Source organism: Novosphingobium sp. MBES04 (genome assembly GCF_000813185.1).
Taxonomy (GTDB): Bacteria; Pseudomonadota; Alphaproteobacteria; order Sphingomonadales; family Sphingomonadaceae; genus Novosphingobium; species Novosphingobium decolorationis.
Map to the genome: position 1 here is coordinate 768,105 of NZ_DF850488.1, position 2,620 is coordinate 770,724.

4 protein-coding genes and 1 pseudogene are annotated in these 2,620 nt (G+C 60.2%); 1 reads left to right on the forward strand and 4 read right to left on the reverse strand.

The features are described from left to right. From MBENS4_RS26360 to MBENS4_RS23860, 3 genes are all read right to left on the reverse strand, one after another. The coding region (locus MBENS4_RS26360; RefSeq protein WP_039388776.1) for a winged helix-turn-helix domain-containing protein at nt 1-312 on the reverse strand (312 nt) is incomplete at its 3' end. Between the two features lie 410 nt (nt 313-722). Then, complete coding sequence (locus MBENS4_RS03410) at nt 723-932, reverse strand: helix-turn-helix domain-containing protein (protein ID WP_039388778.1); 210 nt, start codon at nt 930-932, stop codon at nt 723-725. Further along, nucleotides 929-1,333, reverse strand: coding sequence for a hypothetical protein (locus MBENS4_RS23860; RefSeq protein ID WP_052321980.1), 405 nt, complete (start codon nt 1,331-1,333; stop codon nt 929-931). Before MBENS4_RS23860 ends, MBENS4_RS03410 begins: the two co-directional genes overlap by 4 nt. 670 nt (nt 1,334-2,003) lie before the next feature. On the opposite strand from MBENS4_RS23860, the gene MBENS4_RS03420 reads away from it, so the two are divergent. Next, a complete protein-coding gene (locus MBENS4_RS03420) occupies nt 2,004-2,366 on the forward strand; it encodes a hypothetical protein (RefSeq protein ID WP_039388780.1) in 363 nt (120 codons plus the stop codon). 20 nt (nt 2,367-2,386) lie between these two features. On the opposite strand, the pseudogene MBENS4_RS03425 reads toward MBENS4_RS03420, so the two are convergent. Beyond that, a pseudogene (locus MBENS4_RS03425) lies at nt 2,387-2,620 on the reverse strand (nucleotidyltransferase); the annotation flags it as partial.

The window sequence follows — 2,620 nt, forward strand, 5'->3', positions numbered from 1 at the left end:
ATAGCGCTTGAGCGTTTCCACGTCGATGCGTGCGGGCTTGGCGGCCAAGAGCTGCCTGCCTTCGTGCGACGCAATGAAGACCCCGCGCCTGGGGCTGTCGATCAGGCCGGCCTTGGACATGTAAAACTTGGCCCAATGCAAGCGGTTGTGAAGCAGGCGCTGCTTGCCGCTTGGCAGCATCTCTTCGCGTTCGTATTCGGACAATCCGAGGCGATCGGCGATCACTTGCGCGGCGGCTGGCACACGGGTTTCGCCCTCGGCAGCAATGCCGAGGAGGGGTAGCATAAGCGACTGATAATCCGGAATGGGCATACGCGCGAAATAGCAAGGCCGATGGCATCCGCAAACGCGCAAATCTGTTTAGTCCCTGCACGTTTCGTCCGTTCATGTCCTGTGGGCAATCGACCGTTTCGTGGGCCTGTGGAGCAGGCGCGAGCATCTGCGAGGTTTCTACACCGTGATCGACCGTTTCGATCAGCCCCCTTGCTTTCCTTCGATAGCCGACTTTGTCATCGGCATCTCCCCCAAGGCAGCGTTCCACCATTTTAATGCCAAAATAAACCTACGACCGGTTTGGAGGTTGCGATCTGGGCTCAGAGTGTCTGGAATGTCGGCGGATGTGGCCATCGCGTAGATGCGATCCGAATGTCTGGTTTCCCCTCCAGGCACACAAGACTGGACCGAGGACAATGTCCCAGGGGCTGGCATTCGGGAATGCTAACTCAATGCCCATTTTCAGAGCGTCGAGCCTCGTCGATCAGGTCCTTCAAGCTGGCATATGGCACAAGCGTCATGGTTCCGACCTTGACGACTTCGATGCGGCCCTCTGCAATCAGCTCGTAGAGCTTTGAACGGCCGATGCCGGTCAGTCGGCAGGCTTCCGGAATGCGAACGGAAATTGGCTCGATCGGCAAGCTGGCCTTCTGGATCATAGATCAAACTCCTGTTGGTCCGCGCGCCCGGATGGGCTGGTCATTTGCCGACCGCTTGCCTCGTCCCGCTCCACGGCTTTGCGCACCGATTGGTGGGGCGTTTTGGAACCGAAGTGAGCTCGCGCCTCGCCCTGAGAATGGCCTTCTGACGCAGCGGACAGCTGGGCGTCTAAAAGGAGATTGATGATCCGATCGAGCTTGGCCTCAATCTGCACGGCTTGGCTGTCGTGGCGATCGCACACGCCCATAGCCGGAGTTTGGGTACCCTGCTCGAACCAGGCAGCCAATGCCTTGGTCAGGATGTGGGTCTTCGAGTTGCCGGGCCCGGCAGCCGCCTTCGCGAGGCTCTCGGAAAGGCCCTCGGGCAAGTAGAATTGATGGCGGGTTTTGGCTGTCGGCATGCAAACGAGATTGCACGCTGCCGCGCGCTTTCGGCAGAGCCTGTCCGGTGCCGATCGGTACCTTTGTCGAACCGCAATTCCTGAGCCAGGCAAGTTTGCCAACTACCGGCCCCAAACGCACCCGTGACGCGCACTTTTGCAAGGCGTGCTTGCGTGCCTGTTTGAACGCAATCCCGGCTGCCCCGCAGGCCGCGCCAGTCGAGGACTGCCCTGTCCAGAGTAAGGGCGCAGCTGGCGGACAAAATTCCGTATTGCCGCCTCGTTCTTTCGGGACGCTACTGCCCGCGCTTTGCCAGCGCGGATCTACGGGTTCACTCGTCGCAAAGGCACGTCGTAAAAGCGGATCGGCCTCCAGGCGCGGGCGCTGCCGCATATCCGGTATCAGCCCGCATCGCTGCCAACCGAATGGACCACGTGGACCGGCTTCACGCCATGTCTCGTAAGTATCTCGCCAAAACAGCCACTGTCTCTCTAAAAAACGATGTGCAGACAGATGCTTACGGGTGGCGCGAGACACCCTTTTATCTTGCCCTCGCCACCATTTCCTTCCCTCATGCTTTTCCCCGCCTTGCCTCCAATTGCCTCTCCCTCCCAAACCCTCCTTCTTTCAAATGTTCGCTATATGTTCCATTCTTGTGGTCAAACGTGAGTCGCATGGAGGCATGGCAGCATGAGTGTTCACATTGAGGTTGGAGGCCGATCGAACCTGCTGCTGACAGGTGATATCGAGACGCGTCTCGATGTCCCTGCGCGCGGGATTGCCGAGGGGTTTTCGCTGGCGTTTTCGGATGGAACCTTGCTGCGCGGGACGTTCCTGGACGGTGCTTTCACCTGCCGTTTTGCCCTCGCGGTCGAAGGCGCAGCGCAGGTTCGCATCACGCGTCACGATGACGGTGACCGGGTCGATCTGGACTGGGATTTCGAGTGGATTACGCTCGCTTGTGGCCAGGAAACCCTGCAGCCGGAAGCGGCCGATGCGGACGAGGATGTGCTGCAACTGACGCTCGACATCGTGGTCGAGGAGAACGTCTGAAGGGAATGGAAGCCAGCCGGTCAGCTGGCCTCGCGGGCGGTCCCTTCGAGCTGGGTGATGCGCTCCGAGCACACGGTCTGGACGACGCGGCCGAGCTCCTCGACCTGTTCGCCGAGCCAGGTCAGCTCTTCTTCGCTCACGGTGTAGTGCTTGGAGTAGCGCGCCTTGACGTAGGCTTCCTTGAGCTTCTCGAACATGCCGCGCTGCCAGCGGTTCTCGCGCGGCCAGGCGTAGACCAGCCGGGGATCGAGGCG